The following is a 24,828-nucleotide window of genomic DNA, read 5'->3' on the forward strand; positions in this document are numbered from 1 at the left end:
GCTCGAACCTGGCCTGCTCGCGCACCCAGGTGATCTGGGCCGCGCTCTCATCTGGACTGGCGATGACGGCCTCCCACTGCCGTGGTCACGAATGGGTGGGAACGCTGACCGGGGATACGTCACTCATCGTGCAAGGATGGTCGCCACCAGGTCATGTCCCCGGCAAAAGACTAGCGCGTGCGTCCGGCAAACTCCGCGTGTGGCGACGGGAACTTCGCGGAGCCGGATAGCGTTGAATCCGGATGAACGTACGTTGATCGCCACGAAGCAACTCCCCCCGACCAGTCTTCGACGGACGGATCGACGGGATGAAGGGAGCAGCGGTGCCAGAGTCCGGCCCGGCCGTTGATTTCGAGGCATGGGAACCCCCGAGCTGGGACGAGGTCGTCCGCGTCCACTCACCCCGCGTCTACCGGCTGGCCTATCGGCTGACCGGTAACAAGCACGACGCCGAGGACCTCACCCAGGAGGTCTTCATCCGGGTGTTCCGCTCGCTGGCCAACTACACCCCCGGCACGTTCGAGGGGTGGCTGCACCGCATCACCACGAACCTCTTCCTGGACATGGCGCGCCGCAAGGCGCGGATCCGCTTCGAGGGCCTGGCCGACAACGCCGACGAGCGCCTGGAGGGCCGCGAGCCCTCGCCCGCCCAGCGCTACGACGACCGGCACTTCGACGCCGACGTCCAGAGCGCGCTGGACGCCCTGCCCGCCGAGTTCCGCGCTCCCGTGGTCCTGTGCGACATCGAGGGCCTCTCCTACGAGGAGATCGCGGCGACGCTCGACGTCAAGCTCGGCACCGTCCGCAGCCGTATCCACCGGGGGCGTGCCCAGCTGCGCCGCGCCCTGGAACACCGGCGGTCGCTGGCCGCCGAGGCCGAGGGACGGGCCGACGCGAACGCCATGAACCGGGAGGCGCAGCAGTGAGCACGGAACACCTCGGAGAACGCCTGTCCGCTCTCGTGGACGGTGAACTGGGCCCGGCCGAGCACGAGCGCGCGCTCATCCACCTCGCCAAGTGCGAGCCCTGCCGCGTCGAGGCGGACATGACGCGCCGGCTCAAGCGCCGCCTCACCGGCCTCTGCGAGCCCGAACCGGACATGGACTTCCTGGGACGGCTCTCCAGCCTGTCGCACGCCTCGTCCGGCCACGACGACGGCCCTCCGGGTCCGCAGGGCCCCTCGGGGCCGGCCGGCGGCTGGGGTTTCGGCTCCAGCCCGCCCCTGGGGTCCTCGCGCCCCATCGGCGGGTTCCCCTGGGGCGGCCCGCTCGCCGCTGAGGCCGTCCCTCCGGCGCCGGCCGCCGCGCCCGCGGAACCAGTCCGGCCCGAGCGCCCCGCGCGCGCCCCGCGCCGCCGTGGCGAGCGCCTGGCCCAGTTCCTGCCGCCTTTCCCCGGCGGCCGCTACGCCGTCGCGGGCTTCGCCGTGGCCACCGCGCTGCTGGGCACCGCCTTCGTCGCGGGCGGCGACGCCGAGGACACGCCCGTGGTGGAGCCGCGGCTGTCCGACTACGCCGTCGAGCACGCGGTGACCAGCCGACAGGTTCCGGCCACCGATGTCCGGCCCGTCCACTCCCAGGGACCGGACGAGACCGGTTCCACCGAAGCGACCCGGTGAGCGCGGAGGAACCCTCCTCCGCCCCGCGCCCCGCCCCGGTGACACAGCTGCTCGTCGTGTTGCTGTGCGTCGTCCTGCTGACCGCCGCGACCCGTCCCGACTCCGACGAGGTCCCTGCGGACGGCGATGACGGCGGCATGGCCCTCCTGCGCACCGCCGCGGCGGCGGACGACACGGTGGCCTACACCGGCGTGCGCGAGGTGCGCGGTCCGGAGGAGCTCGACGGCGAGGCCGTGCGGATCCGGGTCGTCAACCAGCCGGGGGAGGGCCTGGCCCTGGCCCCCGTCACCGAGGACGGGTCCGCCGGGGGACGCGCGTTCGCCGTGGACGACTCCTCGGCGCTGGTGACGCTCGACGAGCGCCTGCTGGGCATGCTGGAGGACACCTACGACGTGGCCGACGCCGGTCGCACCGAGATCGAGGGGCGCACCGCCCGCATGGTGGTGGCCCGGCGGGCGGACGACACGGTCGCCGGGCGCTTCTGGGTGGACGGGGAGTCCGGCATCCTGCTGGGCCGGACCGTGTACGCGGACTCCGGCGGCGCGGCCCTGCGCACCCGGCTGAGCGGGATCGAGTTCGGTGAGGGCCACTGGCCGCCCGACACGGTCGGCGGCGAGCCCTGGGGCGACGTGCTGACCGAGGACGAGCGCGAGGAGCTGCGCGGCAGGGGCTGGGTCCTGCCCGAGCACCTGACCTGGGACCTGCGCCTGGTGGACGCCCGTTCCACCGAGCACGGCCGGCGGCGGGTGGTGCACCTGGTCTACTCCGACGGACTGTCCCAGGTGTCGGTTTTCGCCCAACGTGGGAAGCTGGGGACGGAACACCAGACTTCACTGCACAACGGATATGTCGGAACCGGGGAGGGGGGAAGTGGCGTCTCACCACAACATGACACGATCTTCGGCGGCGAGGTCGGGCAGTACCAGAGCATGTGGCAGGCGGACGGTTTCGTCTACACGGTGCTGGCCGACGCCCCCGCGGGGCTGGCCTCCTCCGCGGTGAGCGCGTTGCCGGGACCCGAGGGTTCCGGCTTCTGGGCCAGAGTGCAGCGCGGCCTGTCCCGGCTGGGGTTCGTCTGAGATCTCCGGGTGGCCGCGCAGACCGAACGCCAAGCGATGTACGGAGCAGGTCTTGAGTGAGGACTTCGGTCGGCCGGACCACGGGGGCGACCCCGGGCGGGCGACCCCACCGAAGGGTGGAACACCCCCGGACGCCGGTGGGCCGCCCGCGCCGCACGCCGGACGTCCCCCCACCGGAGCGGCCCCGGGATTCGCCGCGCCCGCGAACACGGGCTCCTTCCCCGTCCCCGGGACCGCGGGCACCGCCGTGCCGCCCCCCGGCCCGGGCGGCGGAACGGGCAACGCCGCCCCGAACCCCACAGGGCAACAGAACCCCCAGGGCCGCACCAGCCCCGCGCCGATGCACCACGGCGGCCCGCAGCCGGGTCCGCAGCAGGGCGGCCCCGGAGGCCCCAACCCCGGACAGCAGCCGGTCTCCGGACACCACCCCGCTTCCCAGCAGACCGGCGGGCCGCCGCCCGGACAGCCGCAGGGCCCCGGCGGGCCGCCCCCCGGGCCGCCGGTGGGCCCATACGGCGCGCCGGCTCCCCGCCGCCGCGGGATCCCGGCCTGGATGGCGCTGTCCGGCATGCTCGTCGTCGCCCTCATCGCGGGCGGGGCCGGCGGTGTGGCGGGCTCGTTCCTCAACCGTCCGGCCGACTCGGCGGCCGAGGCCGAGGAGGAGGGCGCCCAACTCAACGAGCCCCCGCCCGAGGCGCCCGAACGCGACCCCGACACGATCGCGGGCGTGGCCCAGCGGGTCAGCCCGAGCGTGGTGTCGATCCAGAGCGCCGACGCCCGGATCGGCGGCGGCGGTTCCGGCTTCCTCATCGACGGCGACCGGGTCGTCACCAACGACCACGTGTCCTCCGTGTTGGAGGAGGACGGCATCCGGATCGAGTACAGCGACGGCACGCTGTCCGACGCCACGGTGATCGGGTCCGACCCCAGCTCCGACCTGGCCGTCCTGGCGCTCGACTCTCCCAAGGACGACGTCGAGGCGCTGGAGTTCGGCGACTCCGACCAGGCGCTCGTGGGCGACGAGGTCATCGCCATCGGCGCGCCGCTGGGTTACGCGGGTACCGTCACGCAGGGCATCATCAGCGCCGTCGACCGCCCGGTCAGCTCCGGGGAGGGCCCCAACGCCAGCCGGTTCTACGCCATCCAGACCGACGCGGCGATCAACCCGGGCAACTCGGGCGGCCCGCTCGTGGACTCCGAGGGCCGGGTCATCGGCGTGAACTCGATGATCGTGAGCATGGCCGGCTACATGGGCGAGTCCACGGGCAACATCGGGCTCGGCTTCGCGATCCCCTCCAACGAGGCGGAGCGCGTGGTCAACCGGCTCGTGGACCACGACGAGACCAGCTACGCCGACATCGGCGCGGAGATCGACCTGGAGAGCCCGATCGCCGGAGCGGTCATCGCCGACGGCGCCCGCGCGGTCGAGCCGGGCGGTCCGGCCGACGAGGCGGGCCTGGAGTCGGGCGACGTCATCGTGTCCCTGGACGGGCGGCGCGTGCAGTCCGGCTCGGAGCTGATGGCGATGCTGCGCGACCGGACCCCGGGCACCGAGGTCGACCTGGAGTACGAGCGCGACGGCACGCGCGAGAGCACCAGCATCACCCTGGGCGCGACCGCCGACTGACGCCGGTCCGGCCGACACCGGTCCTACGGGCGCCGGTCCGGCCGGCGCCGACACGACGAGGGCCCCGGAGCAACCGCTCCGGGGCCCTCGCGTCGTGCGTGGCGCGTCCTGGGTCCGCGGCCGTCAGCGACCGGCCGGGGAGATGCCCAGCTGCATGCCGGCGAGTCCGCGCGGCTTGCCCGCCAGGGACTCGGCGATCGAGGACATGATCTTGCTGGCCTCGGCGTCGGGGTCGCTCAGGACGAGGGGGTTGCCCTCGTCGCCGCCCTCGCGCACCCGGGTGTCCAGCGGGATCTGGCCGAGCAGCGGGATGCTGGTGCCCAGCGTCCGGCTCAGGGCGTCGGCGACCGTCTGGCCGCCGCCCTCGCCGAACAGCCGCAGCGGCTCCCCGCCGTCCGGCGGAACGAAGTAGGACATGTTCTCGATGACGCCCGTGATGCGCTGGTGGGTCTGCGCGGTGATCGCCCCGGCGCGCTCGGCGACCTCGGCCGCGGCCATCTGCGGCGTGGTCACCACGAGCAGCTCGGCGTTCGGCAGCAGCTGCGCGACCGAGATGGCGATGTCGCCGGTGCCCGGGGGCAGGTCCATCAGCAGGACGTCGAGGTCGCCCCAGTACACGTCCGACAGGAACTGCTGCAGCGCGCGGTGCAGCATCGGTCCGCGCCACACCACGGGCTGGTTGCCCTGGGTGAACATGCCCACCGAGATGACCTTGATGTCGTGCGCGGTGGGCGGGAGGATCATGTCCTCGACCTTGGTCGGGTAGTCCGACGCGCCGAGCATGCGGGGCACCGAGTGGCCATAGATGTCGGCGTCGACGACACCGACCTTGTGGCCCTGGGCCGCCATGGCCGCGGCGAGGTTCACCGTGACGGAGGACTTGCCCACCCCGCCCTTGCCGGAGGCGACGGCGAAGACCTTGGTCAGGGAGTTCGGCTTGGCGAAGGGGATCTCCTTCTCCGCCTGGCCGCCGCGCAGCTGCGTCTGCAGCTCCTTGCGCTGTTCGTCGCTCATGACGTCGAGTTCGACGCGGACGGAGGTGACCCCGGCGACCTTGGTCACCGCTTCGGTCACGTCCTTCTCGATGCGACCCTTCATCGGGCATCCGGCGACGGTCAGGTAGATGCCGACGTGGACGGCACCGTCGTCGGCGATGTCGACGCTCTTGACCATGCCGAGGTCGGTGATGGGGCGGTGGATCTCCGGATCTTGCACCGTGGCCAGGGCCTTGCGCACCTGCTCGGTGGATGGTGTGGAGGACATGTACTCAATCGTAGGTCAGTGGGATGAGGTACTCGGCCTGTGGAGTAGGCCCCACGCGACCACCAGTCACAACGGGCCGCGGGCCGTCGGCTATTCCGCTCGGGGCGTGGCCCCGGCCACGCGGGGTCGCGGCGCGCCTAGGGAGGCGCTCCCGGAACGGGTCCTTGATCCGCAGGGTGATCGTCCGATAACGGCACGTCCTTAACGCGGGCAATACAGGGCCGGATAGTAGTCTCAGCGCACCATGGGAAATGTTCCACCGCCGCCTGGTTCGTCCTGGCCCGCCGCGCCCGAGGGGCCGCAGGGGCGGGCCTACGACGGCTACCCGCAGGAGCAGGACTGGGCGGGTCCGCCCGGAGGCGGGCGGCTCACGCCGCCCGGGGGACAGCCCGCGGTCAGCGCCGAGGCGTCGGTGTGGGCCTGGCCCCCGCCGCGCCCGGTGCGCACGAACGAGTTCGCCAGCGCCGGGCTGCCGGAGGGTGAGCCCTACCACAGGCTGGGACGCAACTCCCGGTTCCGGTGGTGGACGCCGCTGCTGTCCCTGCTGGTCTTCGGGATCCTCCTGGTCTTCCTGTGGATCGGCATCCTGCTCGCGATCACGATCGTCGCGGTCATCGGCGGAAGCGGCCTGGCCCCCGACTCGATGACCGTGGGGGAGGTCGCGGGGCTCGCGTTCGGGCTCGCGCCGACGGCGCTCCTGATCCCCATCGTGTTGTTCGTGGTGCGCGTGGTGCAGTGGCGCCGTGTGGGCACCCTGATGTCGGTGGACGGCCGGTTGCGCTGGCGCTGGCTGTTCCGCTGCATGACGGCCGCGGTCGTGCCCGTCGGGGCGTGCCTGGTCGCCTTCCTGTTCCTGGTGGACAGCCTGGCGCCGGGCGCCGTGCCCGTACGGGAGACCGGGGGAGCGGAGGTGTTCGCGGCGGCGGTGGTCGTCATCGTCCTGCTGGTGCCGTTCCAGGCCGCCGCCGAGGAGCTCACCGTGCGGGGGCTGATCATGCAGCTCGTCGGGTCCCTGGGCGCGGGTCCGGGGGAACGCCGGGGCCGGAGCGCCGCGTCGCGCGTGCTGCGCTCACCGGGCACGGCGGTCCTGGCCGGCGGCACCCTGGTGCCGGTGCTCTACGCGGCCACCCATCCCGAGGACCCGTGGGTGACGTCCTCGCTCACGGTCATGGGGCTGGGCATGGCCTGGCTGACCTGGCGAACAGGGGGCGTGGAGGCCGCGATCGGCCTGCACGTGGTCAGCAGCCTGGTCCAGTTCCTGCTCACGGCCTACGAGGGCCGGCTGTCGGAGGTCGGCACGGGGGCCGTCCTCGGCGCCGGACTGCCGCCGGCCGGGGGGACACCGCTCGGACTGGCGCTGACCGCGGTCCAGGTGGGCGCGTACGTGCTGGGGGTGACCTGGCTCGCCGGCCGCGGGGGCGTACGGCGAGCCAGCGCCCGGGCACGGCGCTGACCGCGCCGCGCCCGGGCGCACGGCCCGGCCGGGATCAGCCGGCGGTGCCGAAGACGGGGTAGTGGTCGGAGTAGTCGTCGTAGGTGTAGGTGCGGCCCCAGGACGAGACGGACCACGGTTCGCTCTTGACGTCGCGGGTCTCGTTGGTGAACGACGCGGGGACGGCGCTCCCCCGGATCGGCAGGACGTGGTCGAGGTGCTGCGGCCCCCAGTCGGGGTAGTTGTACTCGGCGATGGAGTTGGTGCCGGTGTCCCACGAGTAGGGGGCGCCGCTGTGGGCGGGCTCGACCGCGTCGAGCCGCTTGAGCGCGCGGTCCCACTCCCCGCTGCCGCCGACGATGTTGAGGTCGCCCGCCACGTAGACCGGTTCGTCGTCGGGGATCTCGTCGACGACGGCGCGGATCTGGCCGAGCTGGTGGGTGCGGACGTCCTCGTCCTCGCCGTCGGCGCAGGAGCCGTCCTCGGACTGCATGTGGGTGCCGATGACGTGCAGGGGGCCGTCGGGAGTGTCCAGTTCCACGCGGGCGAAGCCCTTGTTGGCGAACCAGTCGGAGCCGCAGGAGCGCGTGAAGATGTGCTGCTCGCGGCGGACGATCGGCCAGACGCTGTGGACGCTGACACCGCCGTTGGTGGTGGTGTGCCCGCGGTAGCCGGTGGTGGCGTCCCAGCCGGAGCGGGAACGCCCCACGACGGGCGTGCCGTGGGGGTACTCCTCGGCGATCCCGGCGCGCAGGACCTCGGCGGAGGAGTTGTCGAAGAGTTCCTGGAGGACCACGACGTCCTGCCCGGACACGACGCCGTCCCGGGCGATGAGGTCGGCGCGGATCTCCTGTCCCCAGTTGGGGTAGAGCGCGCGGGGCAGGAGGTAGGCGTTGTAGGTGGCGATGCGGGGGGAGGGGCCGGAGTCGGCCGCGGCGGGTCCCGCGGCGACGAAGAGGGGGAGGATCAGGGCGACGATGAGGGCGGGGGCTGTTCGTCTGTACACGACAGCACAGCCTGTCCAGTCGAGGACACCGCCCGGGCACCATGGGGTTACCGGTTGGTAGCGAACGCGTGGACGTTGCCGGAGCGGCCCGCCCGCGCCGGGCCCTCGGAGGCGGTGAGTGGCGCCCCCGAGGCGCCCGGCGTCCTGGTCAGGTGCCGGACGCCTCGTGGACGGCCTCGCCCTCCACGAGGGTGAGGTCGACCCGGGCTTCGTGGATCTCCTCCGGCGGCCCGGCGAACGGGTCGCGGTCCAGGACCACCAGGTCGGCCAGCGCCCCCGGCCGGACCGCTCCGGTGTCGTCCAGGCGGTTCACGTACGCCGAACCCGCTGTGTAGGCCGTGACGGCCGTCCGCAGGTCCAGGCGCTCCTTCGGCAGGAACACCGGGCCGGGCGAGCCGGGCAGGGCCCGGTTGACCGCGACGTGGACGCCCAGGACCGGATCGGGGCTGCTGACCGGCCAGTCACTGCCGGCCGCCAGGGTCGCCCCCGTGCGGTGCAGCGAGCCGAAGGGGTACTGCCACCCGGCCCTCTCGGCTCCCAGGAACGGGATCGTCAACTCGTCCATCTGCGGCTCGTGGGCGGCCCACAGCGGCTGGAGGTTCGCGGTCGCTCCCAGGGCCGCGAAGCGGGGCACGTCGTCGCTCTCGGTCAGCTCCCGGTCCGACAGCACGCGCTGGAACGCCACCGAGCCGAGCAGGAACAGGCCGAGCACGCTGAGCAGGGTGATGAACCCGGCGCGGGAGGCGTCCCGTGGGTCGCGCACCTCCTCGTTGACGGTCAACTGCTCGGCCGTGAACGGATCGGGCTTGTCTACTCGGTTCGGCACGGCTCTGCTTATGCTCCCGACTGTCCCCGACGATGGGACGGTCACGGGTCACATCCACCCGCCCCGGCTACACCGGGGCGGGATCGGGCCTATTGACGAAGACCCACGCCGAGCGCGCGCGATCGCGCACGTTGATCCCGGCGACGACATCGGCGGGCCCAGCGAAGCCGCACCGACGACAGCGAAAGGTGTCCCTGGTGGGACGGTTGTTCCTCGCGGTGTGCCCGCACCAGGGCACGGGGCACATCTGCGAGGTGTAGGCCGGATTCACCTCCAGGTAGGGAACACCGGCACGCTTGGCCTTGTAGGCGATGAACGCGCCGAGCTGGTGGAAGGGCCAGGACGAGAGCCGTGCTCGCTGGTCGCGGGAAACCGTGACCCGGTCGCGGATCCCCTGGAGCTCCTCCAGGGCGATTCCGCGCCCGGTGCGTTGGGCGACAGCAACGACCGTCTTGGAAACCTTGTGGTTGACGTGTGCGGCGTGGCGGGCTTCCCGCTTCGCCCGCTTCTTCAGGAGCTGCGCGGCGGAACGGGTGCGCTTGGCCTGGAGCTCGGCCCGTTTGCGGGCCTGCCAGCGCCGGTACCGGCCCAGGCGGCGGCCCTGGTGGTTGTGCCCGTCGGAAGTGGTGGCCAGGTTCACGATGCCCCGGTCCACCCCGACCCAGTCCCGGGGCTCGAACACCTCCGGTTCAGGCACCTCGATGGTGGCGATCAGGAACCACTTGCCATTCCTGAACACCAGGTCGGACTCGCCTTTGCGGTGCTCGGCGAGCTGTTTGAGCGCGCCCGGGGAACAGGCGAAACGAAGGTTCTTGATCCGCCCGTCCAGGGTCCAGATCGAGACCGTCTGGGCGTCGTGGTTCCACGACAGGCAGCGATCATCAAAGGTGTGGGCGGCGTGCGGGCGGAACGCGATGGGCTTGGACTCGGCCCTGCGGCGGCGCTGGGAGGTCGGCGGCCCGAGGTTCCCGCCCCGGATGTTGGCCCGCAGCGTGGTGTAGGCGTCCGCAACGCGCTTGAGGATGTGCTGGGCGGCCTGCGCGCCGAACCCCTGGGCCTTGAGCTCGCCGTAGCACAGCTTGCGCAGCTCACGGACGCTGCCCTTGAGTCCGAAGCGATCGAATGACACCGTCGAGACCCAGGTGGCGGCGTCGTTGACCGCGGGCAGGGTGCGCTCCAGCGCCGACGCCTGGACGGCGTCCGGCACCAGTCTCACCTGCACGGTCAGCTTCATGGTCGAACACGTTAACGAACCAGGGCCGGTCCGTGGGGCCGAACCGGGGAATTGGTCGTGAAGTCTTCGGCGGTCATGTTCCTGGCGGCGGCGTACGCCCGCCTCGCTCGGGAGCCGTGACCCGGGCCCGGGTCAGCGGCCCTCGGGCACGGGGTGGGCGGTGGCGTCGTCGGTGGGACCGGTCGGTGCGGGCCCGGCCGCCTCCGTCTCGGGCTGGGACGGGAAGACCCAGGTCCGGTAGGACCAGAAGCGGAACAGCGTCCCCAGGCCCACGCCCACCACGTTGCCGGCGATGTTCTGCGCGAGGGGTCCGGTCAGGCCCAGCAGGTAGACCGCGACACCGAGGCAGCCCAGCTGGATGAGCATGCCCACGCCGTTCATGGCCAGGAACAGCGCCGTCTCCCGCCAGTACCCCGTGCGGGCGCGGTCGCGGAAGGTCCAGAACCGGTTGCCGACGAACGCCACCGCGATCGAGCAGAGCGTGCCGACGAGCTGCCCCGTCATCGCCTCGGCGCCGGCCACCTGCCACAGGAGGTTGGTCACACCGATCTGCACGACGTAGGCCACCGCCCCGACCGAGCCGAACTTGGCCAGCTCCTTCGCGAGCCTGTCGAGTCTGGGGTGACGTGAGAGGAACTGTCGCACGGCCTTGGCCTCCGGGCACGGGATTTTCGGGGGGTCGCGCGGCACCGGCCGGTGACGGGGCCTCGGACCGCCGCGCGCACACGCCCTAGACTCTAGCCGGGGACTGGAGCTAGACCCCGGCCGCGGGTTCCGAGCCGACCCGGCCAGGTTCCGCCGCGAGCGGAGCCGTCCCGTCACCGCGGTGGACGAGCATGTGAGTTGAGGAACTGTGAGCGAGCGTAACCGCACCGTCCCCCGCGTGGGAATGGTCGGAGGTGGCCAACTCTCCCGGATGACCCACCAGGCGGGCATCGCGCTGGGCGTGGACTTCGCCGTCCTGGCCGCGCATCCCGCCGACAGCGCCGCGCTGGTCTGCGGCGACGTCACCCTGGGGAACGACCGCGGCCTGGACGACGTCCTGGCCTTCGCCAAGGCCCAGGACGTGGTGACCTTCGACCACGAACACGTGCCCGAGCCCGTCCTGCGGGCGGTGGAGGAGGCGGGCGGCCTGCTGCGGCCCGGCCGCGACGCCCTCCGCTTCGCGCAGGACAAGCTGCGCATGCGCACGCGGATGAGCGAACTCGGCGCCCCCTCGCCCGCGTGGCGGGCGGTCACCACGACCGAGCACGTGGCCGCGTTCGCCGAGGGCACCGGCTGGCCCGTCGTGCTCAAGGCGGCCCGCGGCGGCTACGACGGCAAGGGCGTGTGGGTGGTGGCGACCCAGGCGGAGGCGCAGGAGGTCGTCGCGCGCGCCGCCGCCGAGGAGGTGCCGCTGCTGGTCGAGGAGAAGGTCGACTTCCACCGCGAGCTGGCCGTGCAGGTCGCGCGTTCCCCGCACGGGCAGGTCGCCGTCTACCCGGTCGTGGAGACCGTGCAGCGCGGCGGCATCTGCCACGAGGTGATCGCCCCCGCGCCCGGCCTGGACGACGAGAAGGCGACCCGGGCCCAGGAACTGGCGATCGAGATCGCGCACGCGCTCGACGTCACCGGCGTCCTGGCCGTGGAGCTGTTCGAGACCGCCGACGGCGTGGTCGTCAACGAGTTGGCGATGCGCCCGCACAACTCCGGCCACTGGAGCATCGAGGGCGCGCGCACGTCCCAGTTCGAGCAGCACCTGCGCGCGGTGCTCAACCTGCCCCTGGGCTCGCCGCGCACGAACGCCCCCTGCACCGTGATGGCCAACCTGCTGGGCGGCGAGGACCCCGAGGTCTACCGCCGCTACCTGCACGTCATGGCCAAGGACCCCGAGGTGAAGGTGCACTTCTACGGCAAGGACGTGCGTCCGGGCCGCAAGATCGGGCACGTCACAGTGATGGGCGACGACCACCAGGACCTGCTGGAGCGCGCCCGCGACGCCGCTGACTACCTGCGAGGAGACGGACAGTGACCGACAACGCCGACGGGCGGGGCCCCGCTGTGGGCATCGTGATGGGGTCGGACTCCGACTGGCCGGTGATGCGCGAGGCCGCGGACGCCCTCCGGGAGTTCGACATCGCCTTCGAGGCCGACGTGGTCTCGGCCCACCGCATGCCGCACGACATGATCGCCTACGGGGAGCGGGCGGCCGAGCGCGGGCTGAGGGTCATCATCGCGGGCGCGGGCGGTGCCGCCCACCTGCCGGGGATGCTGGCGTCGGTCACCACCCTGCCCGTCGTGGGCGTACCGGTGCCGTTGAAGTACCTGGACGGCATGGACTCGCTGCTGTCCATCGTCCAGATGCCCGCGGGCGTGCCGGTGGCGACCGTGGCGGTGGGCGCGGCCCGCAACGCCGGTCTGCTGGCGGTGCGCATGCTGGCCTCCGGCGACCCGGACCTGACCGAGCGGATGTCCCGCTTCCAGGAGGAGCTCAAGTCGCAGGCCTACGCCAAGGGCGAGCGGCTGCGCCGCGAGGTCGCCGAGGGCGGCAAGCCCGCGGGCTTCGGCCTCGGCCGCTGAGCGACGGCGGGCCCCGGCCCGGGTGATCGGCCCGGGCCGGGCACGGCGGCGTACGGCGCTCAGTAGGTGAGGCCGCGGACCAGTTCGTCGTGTTCGGCCAGCCGGTCGGGGCACAGGTGCTTCACGTGCAGGCGCCGCACGGACAGGTCCCGGGCCGGATCGCCGCCGTCGGAGAGCGCCGCCGCGCCCAGGGAGAACTGCCGTTCGTCGCTCGCGCACACGGTCTCGGCCTTCTCCCGCATCTCCTGCCAGGTCTGGTCGTCGGGATCGGCGCCGAGCACGTCGGCCACTTCGGATCGGTGGGCATCCTCGTCGTAGGTGGAACAGCCGGCGGTGAGGGCGAGGGCGAGAGCGGCGGTCAGGGCCGCCAGGGCGCGCGGGAGGGCCACTGGGGGATGCCTTTCGGGTGGGGGGAGCACCGGAGCGGGCGGGGCGCGGGCAGGTTGCGCACCAGTGTGCACCAGACTCGGGCGCGTCCGCCACCAGGGACTTCGCCGACCCGGTCGGTCTCCGCCCGGCTCAGGGCGAGGTGGAGTCCCCCGGGGCGGCGCCGGCCAGGGTCATGATCGCCGCGGCGGCCCGGTCCGCGGTGGGGAGCGCGCCCGGATCGGTGAGCGCCTGGACGACGTAGCCGGTCACCAGGCCGTAGACGACCGATCCCAGTCCGCCGGCGGTGTCCTCGTCGACCTCGTCCTCGGTGACACCGAGGACGAGCGCGGCCAGGGACGAACGCGCCCTCGCGTGTGCCACACGCAGCTGTTCGCGCACCTCGGTGTCGAAGGGCACCTGGGCGAGCGCCTGCGTGCTGGCCACCAGCAGGGGCGTCTGCTCCGGGATGGAGGTCAGCACGCTCTGGAGCAGGTGCCGGAAGCGCTCCTGCGGGGTGCGGCCCCCCGCCCCGCGCACGGCCGCCTCGAACGCGTCGCCCCAGTCACTGGACGCCTCGATGACCGCGGCGTTCATGAGGTGGTCCTTGGACCCGAAGTGGTAGCCGATGGACGCCAGGTGCGCCCCGGAGGCCGCCGCGATGTCGCGCGCGGTCGTCCGGCCGTAGCCCTTCTCCACCAGGCACTTCTTCGCGCCCTCCAGCAGGTCCTCACGTTGGCTCATGGCCACACCCTAGCATTTTGACGGACGTACGTATTGACGGCTGATTTTGACGTACGTACGATCAAGGCCATGTCGAAAACTAACCGTGTCACCGCCCGTCCCCGGCTCGGGCTCGTCTTCCTGTTGATCCCGGCCCTGCTGGTGTCCATGGACCTGTCGGTGCTCTTCGTCGCCGCCCCGGCCATCGCCGCGGATCTGCGGCCCAGCGGCACACAGTGGCTGTGGATGATGGACGTCTACGGCTTCGTCATGGCGGGGCTGCTCATCACGATGGGCGCCCTCGGCGACCGGATCGGCCGACGGCGGCTGCTGCTCGCCGGTGCGGGGCTGTTCGGTGCCGCGTCCGCCCTCCTGGCCCTGGCCTCCACACCGGAGCTGTTCATCGCCGGCCGCGTCCTGCTCGGCGTGGCCGCCGCGACCCTGGCGCCGTCCACGCTCTCCCTCATCCGCACCATGTTCACCGACCCCGGGCAGCGCCGCACGGCTGTCGGGGCGTGGACGGTCGCCTTCGGCGGCGGGGCGGTGGCCGGACCGATCGTCGGCGGCCTGCTCCTGGAGTTCTGGCCGTGGGGGTCGGTCTTCCTGATCAACCTCCCCGTCATGCTCCTGCTGCTGGTGGCGGTGCCCCTCCTCGTCCCCGAGTCCCGGTCCCCCCATACCGCGCGCTTCGACGTGCCCGGGGCGCTGGTCTCCACGGCCGCGGTCCTGGGACTGGTCCTGGCCGTCAAGCGGTTCACGGAGGACGGCCCCGACCCGGTGGCGCTGACCGCCCTGGCCGTGGGAGCCGCCGCCCTCGCCGGGTTCGTCGTCCGCGGGCGCCGGGCGGCCCACCCGCTCGTGGACGTGGCGCTGTTCGGCCGGCCCGCGTTCTCCGCGGCGGTCGGCGCGAACACGGTCATCTCCTTCGCCGCCTCCGGTCTCGGCCTGCTGACCTTCACGTTCCTGCAGACCGTGCACGGTCTGAGCCCGCTGTTCGCCGCGCTGTGGGCGCTGCCGACCCTGGTCGGGACCGCGGCCGGGGCGACACTGGCGGGCGTGCTGGCCGCCCGGGTGCGTCCGGCGGTCCTGATGTCGGCGGGGCTGTTCACCAGCGCGGCGGGGTTCGCCGCCGTGGGATCGGTCGGCCCGGACACCGCCCTGCCGGTGTTCCTCGGCGGGTACACGGTGGTCACCCTCGGGGTGGGCGTCGTCGCCACGCTCGCCAACGCGCTGGTGCTGGCCACCGCGCCGCCCGACCGGGCGGGAGCGGCGGCCGGGATCTCCGAGACCAGCACCGAACTCGGCGGTGCCCTGGGCATCGCGGTCCTCGGCACGATCGCCACCGGCCTCTACCGTGACACCGTGCGCCAGGAGCTGCCCGGTACCGAGGGCGCGGCGGCGGAGACGGTCGCCGGGGCGCTCGCCGCCGCCGCGGAACTGCCGGAGGCCGCTGCCGGATCCCTTCTCGGAACGGCCTTCGGGGCCTACACGGACGGGATCACGACGGCGGCGCTCACCGGGGCGGGCGTCATGGCGGCGGTCGCGGTGGCGGTGGCCGTCGGACTGCGGCGGCTGCCGCCCGGCACGGACTCCCCGGGCGACCACCACCCCGACCACCACACGGGCTCCGACCCCGTGGCCGGCCCCCGCGGCGACCGCGACGCCGGTCGGCGCCCGGGTCAGGACGCCAGGTCGTAGCCCTCCGGCGGCACGCACTTCTCGGCGGGCCGCTGGTCGAGGTAGCCCTCGTCGAGGAGCTCCTGGACCGGCACGTACCCCTCACCGCCAGCCTCCGGCACCTCATCGGCGGGCACCAGGAGCTGTTCGCCGCCGCCGGGCTGCTCGAAGTGCGGGGCGATCGGTCCCACGAGCGCGGTGACGCCGGTCCGTACCTCGTAGCAGTTGTAGTTGTGCTCGGCGCCCCCCGGCCACGTGTTCAGGGAGTCCGGCGGCAGCGCCCGCTGGGCGAAGGGGGCGCCGGCCGGGGCCAGGAACGTGCCCCGCGGCGAACCGAACCGGTCCAGCATCGTGCCGGGCTCCAGCGTGCGCAGCTCGTTGACCGGCTCGCCGTCCACCACCACGAACCCGTCGTGCTCGGGGTAGTTCCAGCCGCTCCACGTCTGTCCCGTGTCCGGGTCGACCTGGTCCTCCAGGTACCACTCGTCCAGGAACTCGACCGGCCAGAGGCCGCCGAAGGGCTCGTACCCCTCGACCAGCTCCGCCACCGGTCCCTCGGAGGGCAGCTCGGCCGGACCGAGCCGGCGGTCGCCGCACACGTACTCCGCCAGTTCCTCGGGGGTGGGCGGGGGATCCAGCAGGGGGCACTCGTCCATGGGCTCCTCCGCGAGCGCGGGCTCGGGGGAGGGCGGGGGCGGCGGGGGCACCGACGCGGCCGCGTGGGCGTGCGCGGGCGGGGCCAGGACGAGCAGGGCGAGGGTGGCCGCGGCCACCGTGGTCGGCTTCACCAGGGGTCTCCGTTCGATCCTCGGGCATCCGTCGAGTCGGATGTGGTCAGAGAGTCACGGAGAGTAGTGAACCACGGAAGCGGCGGACACGGGGCCGATCGCGCACACGCCGAACGGCCGGGCCCCTCGGGGCACCGGCCGTGCGTGGAACCGTGTCGGACCTACTGGCGGCCCAGCGCCCGGTACGTCCAACCGGACGCGCGCCAGAACGTGGGGTCGAGCGCGTTGCGCCCGTCCACGATGCGCTTCTCCGCCACCACCCCGGACAGGTCCTCCGGGTTGGCCTCGCGGAACTCCGCCCACTCGGTGAGCAGCAGCACCACGTCGGCGTCGCGCGCGCACTCCAACATGGAGTCCGCGTAGTTCAGCTGCGGGTAGGCCTCGCGGGCGCGCTCCAGCGCCGCGGGGTCGTACACCGTCACCTGTGCGCCCTGCGCGGCGATCGAGGAGGCCACGTCCAGGGCGGGGGAGTCCCGAATGTCGTCGGAGTTCGGTTTGAACGCCGCCCCGAGCACGCCGACCGTGCGTCCGGCGAAGTCGCCGCCGATGAGGTGGCGGGCGATGTCGATCGTGCGCGCGCGGCGCCGCTGGTTGATGGCGTCGACCTCGCGCAGGAACGACAGCGCGGGCTCCACGCCCAGCTCGTCGGCGCGCGCCATGAACGCGCGGATGTCCTTGGGCAGGCAGCCGCCGCCGAAGCCCAGGCCGGGGCCCAGGAACTTGCCGCCGATGCGGTCGTCGTAGGACAGCGCCTCGGCGAGCTGGATGACGTCGGCGCCCGCGGCCTCCGACACCTCGGCCATCGCGTTGATGAACGAGATCTTCGTGGCGAGGAAGGCGTTGGCGGAGACCTTCACCAGCTCGGCGGTCTGCAGGTCGGTGACCAGGACGGGGACGCCCTCGTCGGCCTGCTGCTGCCACAGGTGGCGGACCGCCTTCTCCACGCGCGGGGAGTCGGTGCCGATCACGATGCGGTTGGGGCGCAGCGTGTCCTCCACGCCGAACCCCTCGCGCAGGAACTCCGGGCTCCACCCGAGTTCGGCCTCCGAGCCGACGGGCGCGAGCGCGGTCAGCCGCTGGGCGAGGATCGCGGCGGTGCCGACGGGTACCGTCGAGCGCCCCACGACCACCGACGGGCGGGTCAGCCGCGGTGCGAGCTCCTCGATCACCGAGTGGACGTAGCGCAGGTCGGCCGCGCCGGACTCGTCGCGCTGCGGCGTGCCGACACAGACCAGGTGGAGGTCGCTGAACTCGGCGACCTCGTCGTAGGAGGTCGTGAAACCGAGTCGGCCGGCCTCGATGTTGGCGGAGAGGAGCTCGTCGAGGCCGGGCTCGTAGAAGGGGACCCGGCCGGAGCGGAGGGTATCGATCTTGGCCTGGTCGACGTCGAGCCCGAGGACCTCGAAGCCCATCTCCGCCAGGCAGGCCGCGGTGGTGGCGCCCAAGTAGCCGGTCCCGATGACCGAGACTCGCCGCCTGCGTTCCGCTTCGACCACGTGGGTTGTCCTTCCTTCCGAGCCGCTGTACTCGTCCGTGTGCATGTTGTGCCCGTTGAAATGGCCAACACCCCGGTAGGGGGCAGAAATCGGACAAGATTTGGCCGATGGTGACGCCTGGGTGGTGCATCACCTTACGCGCCTGGGTATGGCATGCGACCGAACACGGCGTGAACAGTCAAGGCGCTCAGGCTACCGGTGGGTTGTCCACAACCGGAACGGGGGCCGGGCTCATGCCCGCCCGTCCCCGTAGGTCCGTGTCTCCCCCGGATCCTCGTCCAGCGGAGTCCAGACGGCCCCGCTCTCGCCGCGTCGGAACGGGGTGGTGGTCTTGTCGGGATCGCCGCTGCCGAACCCCTGCGGTGGCGGCAGCGGCACGGGAGGCGTGTCCGGCAGGTCGTCGGTGGTGCGACGCCCCTCACCATGCCCCCGCGTCCCACCGATCACATCACGATCCTCCGGATCAGGCACGCCCTCCACCAGTGTGTCGCCGTCCGCGGACCGGCGGTACTGGTCCCGGCTCATCCCGGCCACCACCCGGCCGCCGGGCGCGGGGTCCTCGCGCTGGGCCCGCCAGCGCGAGGGCACCATCGCGGAGAACAGCATCAGCGAACCCGCCACCAGGGCGGGCGTCGGTCCAGCGCCGCCGGGATAGACGAACCCGTCGGGGTCGAGCCATCCCAGCGCCGAGGCCATCGAGTCCGGCGCGACCACCGGCCACAGCGCGATCGCCGTGAGCAGGGCGCCCGCGGAACCCGCGTACAGGGGCGACAGCCGCGACGCCACCAGGTACCCGCACCCGATGCCCACCGCCGAGAGCACGATCACCGCCGACACCGTGGTGAAGGACACCGTTCCCTCGGCGGCCAGGGGGAGCTGGGTGGCCCCCCACGCGACGGCGATCCACAGCACGGGTGCCAGGGCGGCACCGGCGAGCAGACCGACCAGGTGGCGCAACACGTGGGAACGTCCTCCTTCCTGCGGGCCTCACCCGCAGATGTTGTCCTGGGCGGTCGAGGTCGCGGGCGCGTCGGCGGCGGTCTCCGCCGGCTCGGGCGCCTCGGTCACCTCGGCCTGCCTCTCCGGGGGGTCGAACGTCGTAAAGTTGAATCCGATCACGACCTGGAGGTCGTCGTCCAGGGTGTCGTCCTCCACGGTCTCCGACTCGGGGATCATGTCGGCCAGGTACTGCGCCGCGGCCTCGTTGCCGGGGCCGAACCGCACCTGCGACCGGGCCACGGTCCGCGTGGACCAGTTGTCAGCCGGGTCGGTCACCTCGAAGCCCGCGCCGGACAGCTGCCCGTCGAGCTGGGCGCCGAGCCCCGGCGTCCCGGTGCCGTTGAACACCCGCACTCGCAGCCCCTCCGGGCTGAGCTCCTCCTCGGCCTCGGGCTCGGGCTCCTCCCCGGTGATGGGCCGGTCCGCCTGGATGTCCGCGAACAGGTCGCGGGCGGCGGGCTCGTCCCACAGCAGGGCGACGTCGCCGCGCGGGGTCCAGTGCTCCATGTCGGCGATGGGCACCTGCGTGAAGGCGACCGCGCCCAGGTCCATGTCGCGCATCTGGTACGCGAGCTGGTTGATGGTGCCGGTGTCCAGGCCCTCGTCCACGGTTACCGAGGACAGGGACGTGTCCAGGAACGCGGTGAGACGGGAGGGGTCGGAGAGGGTCTCGCTGCTCATCGCCTTGTCCAGCATCGCGGACAGCACCTGCTGCTGGCGGTCGATGCGGTCCAGGTCGCCGCGGGCCGTGGCCCGGGTGCGGGCGAAGGCCAGCGCCTCGGTGCCGTCCACCTCGTGCGTGCCCGCCGCCATGTCCAGGTGCGCCTTGGGGTCCTGGATGGGCTCGGGCAGGCACACCTCGATGCCGTCCAGGGCGTCGACCACGTCCACGAAACCGGAGAAGTCGACCTCGACGTAGTGGTCGATGCGCACGCCGGTGACCGATTCCACCGTCCGGACGGTGAGCTGCGGGCCGCCGTAGGCGTAGGCGGCGTTGATCTTGTCCTCGCCCTGCCCCGGGACCTCCACCCACAGGTCGCGGGGGATGCCCACGACGGTGATGCGGTCGCGGTCGTGGTTGAGGCGCACGAGCATGATGGTGTCGGACCGCTGACCGGGGGTGGACCCCACGCTGAGCGCGTTCTGGTCCTCGCGGTTCATCTCGTCGCGGCTGTCGGAGCCGATGACGAGGAAGGTGAGCCCGCCGGTCTCGTTCTCCGGACGGTCCTCCTCGTCCAGTCCGGCGAAGACGTCGAACCGGTTCAGGGAACTCGACATCCAGCCGGTGATCGCCCAGGACGTGCCCGAGGCCAGTAGGACCAGGACCGAGAGCGCGCTCATCACCAGCAGGCCGGAACGGCGGCGGCGGGCGGAGGCGCTGGGGACGGTGAAGCGTCCCGACCGGGGGGAGCGGGTGTTCTCGGGGGCGACGGGTTCGGAGCGGTCGCGCCGGAACTCACCCTTCGGTCCGTGCCGTCCGGCGTTGTCGTCGCTCATCGGCATCCCCGTCCCGACCGTTCAACGGTGTCCTTCTCCCTAGGTTGTCACCCGATTCGCCCGACGGCGCGGCATGTCGGCCCCCGGCGTGTTGTCCTCCCCATGGGGTGTGACGCCCCGGACGGGCGATCCGTTCGGGCGGATCGCACCTTCCTGAGTCGGATCCGGTATCGCGGCGTGACCAAGCGGGCCTTCGGACCAGCCAGAATGCATCCAGTGCCGGAGTCATCGGCGCGCTGTCGGCGCGCCCTCCGGCGGCGGGAGCGCGCCCGCTTCGCCTGCGCCCGCCTCATCCCCTTTCGCGTCTCCCCCGGAGCTCACCATGCAGCAGCAGTACCCTTCCGAAGCCCTGTCCAGCCGGAACTGGCTCACCACCGTTCTCCTGGCCTTCTTCCTCGGTTTCGTGGGCGCCCACCGCTTCTACGCCGGCAAGACGGGCACCGCGATCCTGATGATCGTGACCTGCGGCGGTGTCGGTGTCTGGACGCTGATCGACTTCATCATGATCCTCCTCGGCAACTTCAAGGACGCCGAGGGCCGGACGATCAAGAACCAGAGCTGATCCGCGGCCGGCCCGGCCCTGCTTCCCGCCGGGCCGGGCGGCCACCGCGTGTGCAGTACCGTTGACGCGCGTACTACGCAGACCCGACACGCTCTCGAACTTGGGAAGTGCCCGTGTCCTGGCCGCCTGTCTCCGTCGTCATGCCCGTCCTCAACGAAGAGCGCCACCTCGCCGCCGCGGTGGAGCACGTCCTCGCCCAGGAGTACCCGGGCGAGCTCGAAGTCGTGCTCGGGGTGGGGCCCTCCACGGACCGGACCCGCGAGGTCGCCGACGCGATCGCCGCGGCCGACCCCCGCGTCAAGGTGGTGGACAACCCGACGGGCAAGACCCCGGCGGGGCTCAACGCCGCCATCGGTGCCTCCTCCCACGGCATCGTCGCGCGCATCGACGGGCACGCCATGATGCCCTCGGACTACCTGCGGGTGGCCGTGGAGACCCTCCAGGAGACCGGCGCGGACAACGTCGGCGGCATCATGGCCGCGGAGGGCACCACCCCCTGGGAGAAGGCCGTGGCCGCCGCCATGACCTCCAAGGTCGGAGTGGGCAACGCCCGCTTCCACACCGGGGGCGAGGGCGGCCCGGCCGACACCGTCTACCTCGGCGTGTTCCAGCGCTCGGCCCTGGAGCGCGTGGGCGGCTACGACGAGGCCTTCCTGCGCGCCCAGGACTGGGAGATGAACCACCGCATCCGCACCAGCGGCGGCACGGTGTGGTTCCAGCCGCGGATGCGGGTGTCCTACCGCCCGCGCCGCAACGTGCGCCTGCTCGCCAAGCAGTACTTCCACTACGGCCGCTGGCGGCGCGTGGTCGCCCGCCAGCACAAGGGCACGATCAACCTGCGCTACCTGGCCCCGCCCGTGGCACTGGCCGGCGTCCTCGCCGGACTGGTCGGCGGCGTGTTCTGGTGGCCGCTGTTCCTGGTGCCGGCCGCCTACGCGGCGCTGGTCACCGCGGCGTCGGTTCCGCTCGGCCGCGGCCTGCCCGCCGCGAGCCTGCCGCAGATCCCGCTCGCCCTGGCCACCATGCACATGTCATGGGGCGCGGGCTTCATCACGAGCCCGCCCGGGCTGGGCGCCGACTCCCGCACCGCCCAGGCCGCACGGACCTGACCCCTGGCCGCTTCCGGCCCCGGGCCGCACGCGTGACGAGTGCGGCCCTTCCTTTCGGAGAGGATGAGGGGACGAAAGGGGCGCCCATGGACGAGTTGGTCGGCGAGCAGGCCGTGTGGCGGTTCGACGGTGAGACCGTGGCGATCAGGTACGAGACCAAGGGCTGGTTCCGCAGCCACCTCCTGAAGAACCTCGGGCACCTCGAACTCCCCGTCGGGCTGGTCGACTCGGTCGACTTCCGCCCGAACGGCGGCCGCAAGGGGAAGGGCTGGCTCCTCCGGCTCCGGCTGCGCGAGCGCACGGACCCCTACGCCGCGGTCGGCATGATGCCCGACGACACGTCCCAGCCGTTCCGTCTGGCGGGGCCGACCCGGACCGAGCTCGTCGCCGAGTACCTGGCCGACCAGATCCGCTTCGCGGCGGAGCAGCACACCGCCGATCCGGACCCGGCCGCGGCCACCGCGCTCGTCCCCGCACCGCCCCTGCATATCCGGACCGCCGAGGGCACCGCGACGCTGGACGGCTCCACGCTGCGGCTGGTGTGGTCCGGCGCCCACGCGGGCTCGCGCAAGAAGAAGGCCCAGCGCCGAGAGTACGACCTCGCCGACCTCGCCTCGGTCGAGTGGGTGCCCTCCGACGGCTGGGAGTGGGGGTTCCTGCGCGTGGTCACCCGCAGGGGCGGTCACCCCGACGCGAAGCCGGACAAGGACCTGCGCTGCCTCCTGGCCGACAGCGGCGCCGAGGGCCATCAGGCCCTGCTGATGGCGGCCACAGCCACCGCGCACGTCTGGGCCCGTCAGGCCGCGGACTCCGCGCCGGGCGCCGTCGGCGGTGGCCGGGCATGGCTCGACACCGCGCGCTCCGCCGTCGCCCGCATCGGCGCGGCCCTGCCGGAGACGGGGGAGCGGCCCGCGGAGCGGGACCCGGCCGACACCGCGTGGATCTACGAGCAGATCGAACGCCTGGGCGACCTGCATTCCCGAGGGCTGCTCACCGACGAGGAGTTCGCCGCCAAGAAGGCCGAACTCCTCGCCCGCATCTAATCCCCCGCCTCGGACCACAGCGACGTTCCTCAGCGCGTGTTCGCGTCGGGTCGTCTGGTCGGCCGAGGACGAGGCGTATGTCGGAACCGTCGCCGAGCTGCCGTCCCTCTCCTGGGTCGCGGACGGCCGCGCCGGGGCCTTCGAAGGCATCCAGAGGCTCGCCATCGACGTCGTAGATGAGATGGCCGACTCGGGTGAGGAGCCGCCCGAGGCGATCGCGGAACGGCCGTATTCGGGCAAGTTCATGGTCCGCGTTCCGCTGGAGCTGCACAGACAGCTGGCCCTCGAAGCGGCCGAGCAACACGTCTCGCTCAACCGGCTCGCCGCCGCGCGGCTCGGGGCGGGCGGCTGAGCCGTGCGGGAGCGGGTCCGGTCAGGGGCGGGCGGCCTTGAGCGCGGAGACGGTCCCGGCGACGTCGTCGACGACGACCGCGTCCACCCCCGCCTCCGCGAAGCGCGCCGCGTCGACCGGGTCGGGGCACCACGACAGCACCTGGAGCCCCGCGCGGTGTGCCACGTCCACGGTGTGGGACACCGAGCGGCGGCCCGGCCGCGGGTCCTCGCCCGTCAGCCCGAACGAGCGGGCGTCGACCGCCACGACCGGGCAGCCCATCCCCGCCGCCCCCGCCACGGCCGAGTCCAGCGGATGGCGCACGAACGGCATCCACGCCGTCGGCACAACGGGCGCGGCCTCGGCGACGGCCAGCAGGACACCGGGATCGAAAGAGCAGACGAACACCCGGCGACGCGCGGCCTCACGGCGCAGGTACGGCAGGAGCAGCGACACCGTCCGCCGTGACGGAGCGTCGACGGCGTCCTCCATGACCGACTTCACGTCGACGTCCACGCCGACCCCGGGCGGGATCGCCGCCAGGCCCTCGTCGAGCCCGATCAGCCCCGCCCGAGCGCACTCGTCGGCGGCCAGGTCGACAATGGCCCGGCCGTCGTCCAGAGCGGCGTCGTGGTGGAGCACCAGGGCGTCGTCGGCGGTGCGGCGCACGTCCAGCTCCACCCAGTCGGCCCCCGCCGCGGCCGCCGCCGCGAAGGACTCCGCGGTGTTCTCCCGCACGCCCCCGACCACGCCGCGGCCCAGGCCGCGGTGGCCGACCACCTCGGTGGCGGTGAACACCCCGCTCACGCCCCGGCCCCCGCACGGCCGCGCATCCGGCGCAGCAGCGTCTCGGCGACCTCCACGTCACCGGGGTTGGTCACCTTGATGTTGGACTCGTCACCGGGCACGATCCGGACCTCCTCGTCGGGCAGGTAGCGCAGCACCACGCCGCAGTCGTCGGTCGCCACCAGCGCGGGGTCGGCCATGGCCAGCTCGTAGGCGCGGCGCACCACGCCGAGCCGGAAGCCCTGCGGCGTCTGCATCCGGCGCAGCTCGGTGCGCGGCGGGACGTCGGCGATCGCCTCGCCCCCGCGCCCGGGCACCACCCGGACCACGGTGTCGGCGCTGGGCACCGCCACGCCCACCGCCCCCGCCGAGTCCAGCGCGGACACGCACGCGGCGACGGTCTCCGCCCGGACGAGGGGGCGTGCGGCGTCGTGCAGCAGGACCAGGTCGGTGTCGGCCGCCGAGGCCGTCGCGGACAGGGCGGCGTAGGAGGTCTCGGTCCGCGTCGCCCCGCCCGGCAGGATCGCGCCGACCTTGGCGAACCCCGCCTCCGCGACGATCTCCCTGACCCGGTCCAGGTACGCGTCCACCATGAGCACGACGATCTCGTCGACCTCGGGGCAGGCCTCGAAGGCGGCGATCGAGTGCTCGATGATGGGGCGCCCCTCCAGGGGGAGCAACTGTTTGGGGGTGTCCGCGCCCATGCGCGCACCGACCCCGCCGGCCAGAACGGCCGCGATCACCCGCGGGCCCGTGGGCATAGCGAACTCCTGAGGTGGCTGGTGGCGCGGTCGCCGCGCCCAGTGGCAG

At 72.9% G+C, this 24,828-nt stretch carries 25 protein-coding genes; 12 read left to right on the top strand and 13 right to left on the bottom strand.

Annotation, left to right across the window (positions count from 1 at the left end; genetic code table 11):
* Window positions 1-308 precede the first annotated feature (308 nt).
* The 4 genes from sigE (at window position 309) to HNR10_RS21025 (ending at window position 4,321) form a co-directional block, all read left to right on the top strand.
* The gene (gene sigE, locus HNR10_RS21010) at window positions 309-926 is read left to right on the top strand and encodes an RNA polymerase sigma factor SigE (protein ID WP_179826165.1); all 618 of its coding nucleotides are present in this window, start codon (window positions 309-311) and stop codon (window positions 924-926) included.
* Complete coding sequence (locus HNR10_RS21015; RefSeq protein WP_179826166.1) at window positions 923-1,615, top strand: anti-sigma factor family protein; 693 nt, start codon at window positions 923-925, stop codon at window positions 1,613-1,615. Before sigE ends, HNR10_RS21015 begins: the two co-directional genes overlap by 4 nt.
* The gene (locus tag HNR10_RS21020) at window positions 1,612-2,694 is read left to right on the top strand and encodes a transcriptional regulator (RefSeq protein WP_179826167.1); all 1,083 of its coding nucleotides are present in this window, start codon (window positions 1,612-1,614) and stop codon (window positions 2,692-2,694) included. Before HNR10_RS21015 ends, HNR10_RS21020 begins: the two co-directional genes overlap by 4 nt.
* A gap of 553 nt (window positions 2,695-3,247) precedes the next feature.
* The gene (locus HNR10_RS21025) at window positions 3,248-4,321 is read left to right on the top strand and encodes a S1C family serine protease (protein WP_246406335.1); all 1,074 of its coding nucleotides are present in this window, start codon (window positions 3,248-3,250) and stop codon (window positions 4,319-4,321) included.
* A gap of 123 nt (window positions 4,322-4,444) precedes the next feature.
* Here HNR10_RS21025 and HNR10_RS21030 read toward each other — a convergent pair whose 3' ends face one another.
* Complete coding sequence (locus HNR10_RS21030; RefSeq protein WP_179826168.1) at window positions 4,445-5,584, bottom strand: Mrp/NBP35 family ATP-binding protein; 1,140 nt, start codon at window positions 5,582-5,584, stop codon at window positions 4,445-4,447.
* A 439-nt stretch (window positions 5,585-6,023) separates the two neighbouring features.
* On the opposite strand from HNR10_RS21030, the gene HNR10_RS21035 reads away from it, so the two are divergent.
* Window positions 6,024-7,037: a CPBP family glutamic-type intramembrane protease gene (locus HNR10_RS21035; protein WP_312889512.1), complete on the top strand. Its 1,014-nt coding sequence runs from the start codon at window positions 6,024-6,026 to the stop codon at window positions 7,035-7,037.
* Between the two features lie 34 nt (window positions 7,038-7,071).
* Here the strand turns inward: HNR10_RS21035 and sph are convergent, their stop codons facing one another.
* The 4 genes from sph to HNR10_RS31360 all read right to left on the bottom strand — a co-directional run bounded on the left by sph (window position 7,072) and on the right by HNR10_RS31360 (window position 10,727).
* Complete coding sequence (gene sph, locus HNR10_RS21040) at window positions 7,072-8,022, bottom strand: sphingomyelin phosphodiesterase (protein WP_179826171.1); 951 nt, start codon at window positions 8,020-8,022, stop codon at window positions 7,072-7,074.
* A 148-nt stretch (window positions 8,023-8,170) separates the two neighbouring features.
* Complete coding sequence (locus HNR10_RS21045; protein ID WP_312889363.1) at window positions 8,171-8,848, bottom strand: amidohydrolase family protein; 678 nt, start codon at window positions 8,846-8,848, stop codon at window positions 8,171-8,173.
* 67 nt (window positions 8,849-8,915) lie between these two features.
* Complete coding sequence (locus HNR10_RS21050; protein WP_218897915.1) at window positions 8,916-10,082, bottom strand: RNA-guided endonuclease InsQ/TnpB family protein; 1,167 nt, start codon at window positions 10,080-10,082, stop codon at window positions 8,916-8,918.
* A 132-nt stretch (window positions 10,083-10,214) separates the two neighbouring features.
* Window positions 10,215-10,727: a GtrA family protein gene (locus HNR10_RS31360; RefSeq protein WP_179826174.1), complete on the bottom strand. Its 513-nt coding sequence runs from the start codon at window positions 10,725-10,727 to the stop codon at window positions 10,215-10,217.
* Window positions 10,728-10,935: 208 nt separating this feature from the next.
* Here HNR10_RS31360 and HNR10_RS21060 point away from each other — a divergent pair, with 208 nt between their 5' ends.
* Together HNR10_RS21060 and purE are read left to right on the top strand one after the other, a co-directional pair.
* Window positions 10,936-12,093 carry a 5-(carboxyamino)imidazole ribonucleotide synthase gene (locus tag HNR10_RS21060; protein ID WP_179826176.1) on the top strand — a complete coding sequence of 386 codons (1,158 nt, stop codon included), beginning with the start codon at window positions 10,936-10,938 and terminating at the stop codon, window positions 12,091-12,093.
* Window positions 12,090-12,641 (top strand): 5-(carboxyamino)imidazole ribonucleotide mutase, encoded by a 552-nt coding sequence (gene purE, locus HNR10_RS21065; protein ID WP_179826178.1) that lies wholly within the window; start codon window positions 12,090-12,092, stop codon window positions 12,639-12,641. Before HNR10_RS21060 ends, purE begins: the two co-directional genes overlap by 4 nt.
* A gap of 59 nt (window positions 12,642-12,700) precedes the next feature.
* On the opposite strand, the gene HNR10_RS21070 is transcribed toward purE, so the two are convergent.
* Both HNR10_RS21070 and HNR10_RS21075 read right to left on the bottom strand, forming a co-directional pair.
* Window positions 12,701-13,030 carry a hypothetical protein gene (locus tag HNR10_RS21070; RefSeq protein WP_179826180.1) on the bottom strand — a complete coding sequence of 110 codons (330 nt, stop codon included), beginning with the start codon at window positions 13,028-13,030 and terminating at the stop codon, window positions 12,701-12,703.
* A gap of 130 nt (window positions 13,031-13,160) precedes the next feature.
* Window positions 13,161-13,751, bottom strand: coding sequence for a TetR/AcrR family transcriptional regulator (locus HNR10_RS21075; RefSeq protein WP_179826182.1), 591 nt, complete (start codon window positions 13,749-13,751; stop codon window positions 13,161-13,163).
* A gap of 69 nt (window positions 13,752-13,820) precedes the next feature.
* On the opposite strand from HNR10_RS21075, the gene HNR10_RS21080 reads away from it, so the two are divergent.
* Window positions 13,821-15,428 carry an MFS transporter gene (locus tag HNR10_RS21080; RefSeq protein ID WP_179826184.1) on the top strand — a complete coding sequence of 536 codons (1,608 nt, stop codon included), beginning with the start codon at window positions 13,821-13,823 and terminating at the stop codon, window positions 15,426-15,428.
* On the opposite strand, the gene HNR10_RS21085 is transcribed toward HNR10_RS21080, so the two are convergent.
* From HNR10_RS21085 to HNR10_RS21100, 4 genes are all read right to left on the bottom strand, one after another.
* Window positions 15,410-16,195, bottom strand: coding sequence for a TNT domain-containing protein (locus HNR10_RS21085; protein WP_376769765.1), 786 nt, complete (start codon window positions 16,193-16,195; stop codon window positions 15,410-15,412). The genes HNR10_RS21080 and HNR10_RS21085 overlap by 19 nt on opposite strands.
* A gap of 161 nt (window positions 16,196-16,356) precedes the next feature.
* Complete coding sequence (locus tag HNR10_RS21090; protein WP_179826186.1) at window positions 16,357-17,691, bottom strand: UDP-glucose dehydrogenase family protein; 1,335 nt, start codon at window positions 17,689-17,691, stop codon at window positions 16,357-16,359.
* Window positions 17,692-17,922: 231 nt separating this feature from the next.
* Entirely contained in the window at window positions 17,923-18,651 is a 729-nt protein-coding gene (locus tag HNR10_RS21095; RefSeq protein ID WP_179826188.1) for a YIP1 family protein, read from the bottom strand.
* A 27-nt stretch (window positions 18,652-18,678) separates the two neighbouring features.
* Window positions 18,679-20,187 (bottom strand): LCP family protein, encoded by a 1,509-nt coding sequence (locus HNR10_RS21100; protein WP_179826190.1) that lies wholly within the window; start codon window positions 20,185-20,187, stop codon window positions 18,679-18,681.
* A gap of 322 nt (window positions 20,188-20,509) precedes the next feature.
* Here HNR10_RS21100 and HNR10_RS21105 point away from each other — a divergent pair, with 322 nt between their 5' ends.
* The 4 genes from HNR10_RS21105 to HNR10_RS30850 all read left to right on the top strand — a co-directional run bounded on the left by HNR10_RS21105 (window position 20,510) and on the right by HNR10_RS30850 (window position 23,253).
* Window positions 20,510-20,749 carry a TM2 domain-containing protein gene (locus tag HNR10_RS21105; RefSeq protein WP_179826192.1) on the top strand — a complete coding sequence of 80 codons (240 nt, stop codon included), beginning with the start codon at window positions 20,510-20,512 and terminating at the stop codon, window positions 20,747-20,749.
* 113 nt (window positions 20,750-20,862) lie between these two features.
* Window positions 20,863-21,858 (top strand): glycosyltransferase family 2 protein, encoded by a 996-nt coding sequence (locus HNR10_RS21110; protein ID WP_179826194.1) that lies wholly within the window; start codon window positions 20,863-20,865, stop codon window positions 21,856-21,858.
* An 86-nt stretch (window positions 21,859-21,944) separates the two neighbouring features.
* Complete coding sequence (locus tag HNR10_RS21115; RefSeq protein WP_179826196.1) at window positions 21,945-22,901, top strand: DUF4429 domain-containing protein; 957 nt, start codon at window positions 21,945-21,947, stop codon at window positions 22,899-22,901.
* A 181-nt stretch (window positions 22,902-23,082) separates the two neighbouring features.
* On the top strand, window positions 23,083-23,253 hold the full coding sequence (locus HNR10_RS30850) for a toxin-antitoxin system HicB family antitoxin (protein ID WP_246406337.1): 171 nt from the start codon (window positions 23,083-23,085) through the stop codon (window positions 23,251-23,253).
* Window positions 23,254-23,274: 21 nt separating this feature from the next.
* On the opposite strand, the gene HNR10_RS21125 is transcribed toward HNR10_RS30850, so the two are convergent.
* On the bottom strand, window positions 23,275-24,039 hold the full coding sequence (locus tag HNR10_RS21125; protein WP_179826198.1) for a glycerophosphodiester phosphodiesterase: 765 nt from the start codon (window positions 24,037-24,039) through the stop codon (window positions 23,275-23,277).
* On the bottom strand, window positions 24,036-24,779 hold the full coding sequence (locus HNR10_RS21130) for an IspD/TarI family cytidylyltransferase (RefSeq protein WP_179826200.1): 744 nt from the start codon (window positions 24,777-24,779) through the stop codon (window positions 24,036-24,038). The genes HNR10_RS21125 and HNR10_RS21130 overlap by 4 nt, the downstream gene beginning before the upstream one ends.
* Window positions 24,780-24,828 lie beyond the last annotated feature (49 nt).

The organism is Nocardiopsis aegyptia, assembly GCF_013410755.1.
GTDB classification, from domain to species: Bacteria; Actinomycetota; Actinomycetes; order Streptosporangiales; family Streptosporangiaceae; genus Nocardiopsis; species Nocardiopsis aegyptia.